Annotated in this window: 4 protein-coding genes; 2 read left to right on the plus strand and 2 right to left on the minus strand. The window is 65.8% G+C overall.

Annotated features, from left to right (window positions below):
• Positions 1 to 198: 198 nt before the first annotated feature.
• Together NP534_RS25435 and NP534_RS25440 are read right to left on the minus strand one after the other, a co-directional pair.
• Entirely contained in the window at positions 199 to 1,719 is a 1,521-nt protein-coding gene (locus tag NP534_RS25435) for an FAD-dependent oxidoreductase (protein ID WP_274100550.1), read from the minus strand.
• 148 nt (positions 1,720 to 1,867) lie between these two features.
• Positions 1,868 to 3,196 carry an MFS transporter gene (locus tag NP534_RS25440; RefSeq protein WP_186653002.1) on the minus strand — a complete coding sequence of 443 codons (1,329 nt, stop codon included), beginning with the start codon at positions 3,194 to 3,196 and terminating at the stop codon, positions 1,868 to 1,870.
• 163 nt (positions 3,197 to 3,359) lie between these two features.
• On the opposite strand from NP534_RS25440, the gene NP534_RS25445 reads away from it, so the two are divergent.
• Together NP534_RS25445 and NP534_RS25450 are read left to right on the plus strand one after the other, a co-directional pair.
• Positions 3,360 to 4,457: a sugar diacid recognition domain-containing protein gene (locus NP534_RS25445; protein ID WP_033697751.1), complete on the plus strand. Its 1,098-nt coding sequence runs from the start codon at positions 3,360 to 3,362 to the stop codon at positions 4,455 to 4,457.
• 114 nt (positions 4,458 to 4,571) lie between these two features.
• Positions 4,572 to 5,128: glycerate kinase (locus tag NP534_RS25450; RefSeq protein WP_274100551.1), on the plus strand; the 557-nt coding region annotated here is incomplete at its 3' end.

Consider the following 5,128-nt stretch of genomic DNA (forward strand, 5'->3'; position numbering starts at 1 on the left):
AGGCCTGTGGCATTTGCGCGCGACCGCCTCGTTTGTACGACGCGATATTCATGCGGGCGCCAAAGGGGTCGCGCGCCCATGGCACAGGAATAACTGGCCCGAAACAGATGTAGGAGCGAGCTTAGCTCGCGATGCGCCGCGCGGGCGGCGCTCGATATCCGCCCCCCCGAAGAACCCAAGCAAAAAAGCAGGCGCGTTTCAGCCGATCAGCTTGCGTGCCTCATCCAGACCCAACGGCCGCTTCATCCGCTGCGACAGCTGCGCCATGGCATCCGAATACCCCTTGGCCACCACCGCTTCAACCTGCTCCCCGACACACTGCAAGGCAATGAAGTCACCTTTCTCCGGCTCGCCGACAAACTCGATTCGGTCCCAGTCCTGAGCATGCCCCAGCACTTCATAGGTGCGCCCATGCTGATAGGTCCAGAAAAACGGCACATCCGCGTAACGACGCTGCTCGCCCAGCATGTTGGCCGCGGCGATTACGCCATGCTGCTGGGCCAGGCGCCAGTGTTCGATGCGCACCGGGCGGCCAGCGAGGGGGAAGGTGGCGATGTCGCCGGCGGCCCATAGGCGGTCGGCGGCATGCAGTTCGGCGTCGACCCGTAACGAACGATCCTCGGCCAGTTCCACGCCCTGCACGAACGCAGTGGCCGGTGCGACGCCGGTACCCAGCAACACCAACGACGTCGTCAGCTTCTCGCCATTGGCCAGCAGCACGGCGTCGACCCGTTCTTCACCGAGGAAGCGCTCGATCTCGGTCGGACCATGGAATACCACGCCCTTGCGCTCATGCAGCGCGCGTATGCTGCGCCCGATACGCTCACCTAACTGTTTGCTCAAGGGCACCGCGTGGCGGCTGACCACATGCACCTGCGCGCCATACTTGCGCAAGGCCGAGGCCGCCTCCAGGCCAATGAACCCGTCGCCGACGATCACCACAGGCTGCCCCGGCTCGGCGGCATCCAGCAGGCGTGCTGCATCCTCGCGTGAGCGCAGGGTCATGACCCCTGCCAGGTCGACACCGGGCAGGTCGGGGCGTTGCGGTTTGCCGCCAGTGGCCAGCAAGGCGGCGTCATAGTCGATGCGGTGGCCGTCGCTGAGGGTGATCTGGCGCTTTTTCACGTCCAGTGTGCGCACCTTGCCCAAGCACCGTTCCAGCGGGCCCGCGCGCAGCTGGCCAGCCTCCAGCAGCGCCGGGACCTCATCGGGCGGCATCTCCCCGGCGATGACGAATTTGCTCAGCGCAGTGCGGTCGTAGGCGGGCTGGCGTTCATGGTCAAGCCAGACCAGACGCCCACCGAAGCCATGGGCCAGCAGCGTGGCCACCGCCGCCGAGCCTGCGGCACCGGCACCGATGACGACGAAGCAGCGCGCGTCACTGTGGCGTGGTGGCTCGGCCTTTGGCAGCGGCTGGTCATCGACCCAGACTTCACCGTCCTTGACCCACGCCCGATAGCGGCGCAGGTCGGCCAGTGCCGGCGGTTCGCACACCGCGCCTTCGTCCACGGCAAACGCCGCCTTGTGCCACGGGCAGACCAGCAAGCCTGCGCAGATCACGCCTTCTTCCAGCGGGGCGCCGGCATGGGGGCAGTTGGCCTGGTAGGCATGCACCAGGTCGCCCTGGCGGATGAGGATGAGTTCTTCGTTGCCGGCCTGCACACGCAGAGGGCGGTGGGGGTCGAGCTGATCGAGGCGGGCCACGGTGTGTTGGGTCATGAGGCTTCTCCAAAGGGGCCTTTGGAACCATTTGACGCCTGTGCCGTTGAGATGCTGACCCGAGCCGACGATCGGGGCATTATTCTGAAGCACCGTGTGGGGGCGGGTTTGCCGGCTCCCACACGGGCTGTGGCGTATTGCAGGTGCCTTAGGTGGACTTTACCGTGGCCAGCGCGCCAGCGCGGGTTACCCGCAAGGCCACCAGGCTACCCACCACGATCAATGCCGCCAACGAATACAGCGCGGCATCGGTGGACCCGGTCTGGTCCTTGATGAAACCGACCAGGTACGGGCTGAGGAAGCCCGCCATCTGCCCTACCGAGTTGATCACCGCCAGCCCGGCCACGGCCGCACCGGCGCTGAGCAGCGCGGTAGGCATTGGCCAGAACATTGGCAGGCCGGTGAGCGCGCCCATGGTGGCGATCGACAGGCCGAGGATGGCAATCGGCGGGTTGCCGGCGAAGTTCACGGCGATCAGCAAGCCGATGGCGCCCATCAGCATTGGCACTACAAGGTGCCAGCGGCGCTCGTTGCGCAGGTCGGCCGAGCGCCCGCAGACAATCATGAACACCCCGGCCAGCAAGTACGGAATGGCGCTCAGCCAGCCAATCAGCAAGGGGTTGTCGAAACCCATGCTCTTGATGATCGACGGCAGCCAGAAGTTGATCGCGTACACACCGCTCTGGATACAGAAGTAAACGAAACCGAACGTCCAGATCAGCGGGTTGGTCAGCACTGCGAGCACGCTGTCACCGCTGGTGGCGGGTTTGCTGGCGGCGTCGGCCTTGAGGTCGGCCTCGATCAGCTGGCGCTCGGCCGGGCTCAGCCACGTGGCTTTCTGGTAGCCGTCGCTGAGCAGGCGGATGGCCAGGAAACCCAGGATGACGGTGGGCACGCCCTGGATCAGAAACATCCATTGCCAGCCGGCAAGGCCATGTTGGCCAGCGGCGAAGTGTTCGAGGATCCAGCCGGAGAACGGCCCGCCCAGCAGCCCCGACACCGGGATCGCCGACATGAACAGGGCCATGATGCGGCCACGGCGGTCGGCCGGGAACCAGCGCGAGAGGTACAGCACCACGCCTGGGAAGAAGCCGGCTTCGGCGGCGCCAGTCAGCAGGCGCAACGTGTAGAACTCGGTGGGTGTGGTGACGAACAGCAGGCAGGTCGAGAGGCTGCCCCAGGCGATCATCATTAACGCGATCCAGCGCCGTGGGCCGAAGCGGTTGAGTGCCAGGTTGCTCGGCAGGCCGCAGAGCACGTAGCCGATGAAAAAGATACCGGCGCCGAGGCCGTAAACGGTTTCGCTGAAGTTGAGGGCGTCGAGCATTTGCAGCTTGGCGAAGCCGACGTTGACGCGGTCCAGGTAGTTGAACAGGTAGCAGATGAAAATGAACGGAATCAGCCGCAGGGTGATGCGCCGGTACAGCGCGTTGCGGGTGGTGTCCGTGCCTTGGTCAGGGGCGGGGCTGTGTGCCATGATCGGGTTCTCTGTTGTTATGGTTGTCACCGCGTCGCCTGTTCCGGCGCTCGCCCTGACGAGTCTGGCGGGCCTGCGGCATGCCTGTCTTTGTGCTTTTGCACAGCGCTTGGCCAGGGCTGCTGTGCCCGCGACCAAAGCCTACCACCCCAAGGACCGTTGAATGTTCGAACTCGACCATGACCTGGCGCAGGATATCGTTGATCGGGCGATGGCCATCCTGCCCTGCAACGTCAATGTCATGGACAGCCAGGGGCTGATCCTTGGCAGTGGCGAGCCGGAGCGTATCAACACCCGCCACGAAGGCGCGCAACTGGTGCTGGCCAACGGCCGCATCGTCGAGCTGGATGTGGACGCGGCAAAGTGCCTCAAGGGTGTGCAGCCAGGGGTAAACCTGCCGCTGATGCTCGATGGGCGGCTGATGGGGGTGCTGGGCCTGACCGGCGACCCACAACAGTTGCGCACCTATGGCGAGCTGGTGCGCATGACCGCCGAGATGCTCCTGGCCCAGCGCCATCTGCAGGTCGAGCAGCAATGGCGGCGGCAGCGTTGTGACGATTTGCTGGCCTTGTTGCTGGGCGGCAGTGGCGATTCACCCAGGCTGCTCGACGAAGCCCGGCAGTTGGGCCTGAAACCCCAGCTGCCCAGGGTGCCCTGCCTGTTCGAGCTGGAGTCGGGGCCAACGGCCGAAGCCTTGTCGGCCTGGCTGACCAGCCGCTACCCGGACAGCTGGTGCGTCAGCCCCGCACGCCAGTCGCTATTGTGGTGCCGCCCGGCAGCCTTGGTGCTGGACGAAGCGCGGCTGCTCGAGCGCCTGCAGCGCCACGGCTGGCAGGTCGAGCGCCTGGCCCTTGGTTGCGTGGCGCAGAGCCTGGAGCAGTTGCGCCGAGGCTATCGCCGGGTGCGCGACCTGCTGGCCTATGGGCAGGAGGTGCTGCCCGCCGAACGCCTGCTCAGCCTTGAGCGCTATCGGTTACCGGCCTTGCTGTGGCGCCATCGCAATGACGATGCCCTGGATGAACTGCTCGAACCGCTGCAACGCATCCGGGCCAAGGACGCCAGTGGTCAGCTGATTGCCACCTTGCGGGCCTGGTGCGCCCATGATGGCCAGAGCCAGGCCTGTGCCGATGCCTTGGGCATTCACCGCAACAGCCTGCGCTACCGGCTGGAACGGGTCGCCGAGCTGGGCGAAGTCGACCCGCTGCGGATGGAAGGCATGCTCAGTTTGTACCTGGGGTTGCAACTGCTGCCGGCCGGTTGAGGGGGGGGGCGAAGGCATTTGCCCAAACAACGCCTCTGCTGTCTTGTGCATTTGACCGAGGCCAGCTCGCCAGGCAACTGTCAGCATGCCGCTCATCTGGACAGGAGAATCCCCATGAAGATCGTCATCGCCCCCGACTCGTTCAAGGACAGCCTCGACGCTGCCGGTGTCGCCCGCGCCATTGCCCTGGGCCTGGCCGAGGTGTGGCCGGATGCCGAGTTGGTCGAATGCCCCATGGCCGATGGCGGTGAAGGCACCATGGAGGCCATTCTTGCCGCCAGCCAGGGCGAACTTCGCCGCCTGGCCGTGCGTGGCCCTTTGGGGCAAACCGTCGAGGCCGGTTGGGGGTGGCTGGCGCAGAGCCGCACCGCAATCATCGAGATGGCACAGGCCAGTGGCCTGCAATGGGTGCCGACCGAGCAGCGTGATGCGTGCCGCAGCAGCACCTGGGGCACTGGCGAGCTGATCGCTGCCGCGTTGGCCGCTGGTGCCCGGCGTATCGTGCTGGCAATTGGCGGCAGCGCTACCAATGACGGTGGCAGCGGCATGTTGCGCGCCCTGGGCTTGCGCCTGCTGGATGCGGATGGCAAAGCGCTGGAAGAAGGGGGCCTGGCCCTGGCAAGGCTGGCGCACATCGATGCCAGCGACCTGGACCCACGGCTGGCCGAAGT

The sequence above is a fragment of the Pseudomonas sp. 39004 genome (assembly GCF_028682155.1).
In the GTDB taxonomy this organism is placed as follows: Bacteria; Pseudomonadota; Gammaproteobacteria; order Pseudomonadales; family Pseudomonadaceae; genus Aquipseudomonas; species Aquipseudomonas capeferrum.

What these genes read in the sequence shown, in the direction of transcription:
- NP534_RS25440 (WP_186653002.1), bottom strand. Translation starts at nt 3,196, where the DNA reads ATGGCACACAGCCCCGCCCCTGACCAAGGCACGGACACCACCCGCAAC.
- NP534_RS25445 (WP_033697751.1), top strand. Translation starts at nt 3,360, where the DNA reads ATGTTCGAACTCGACCATGACCTGGCGCAGGATATCGTTGATCGGGCG.
- NP534_RS25435 (WP_274100550.1), bottom strand. Translation starts at nt 1,719, where the DNA reads ATGACCCAACACACCGTGGCCCGCCTCGATCAGCTCGACCCCCACCGC.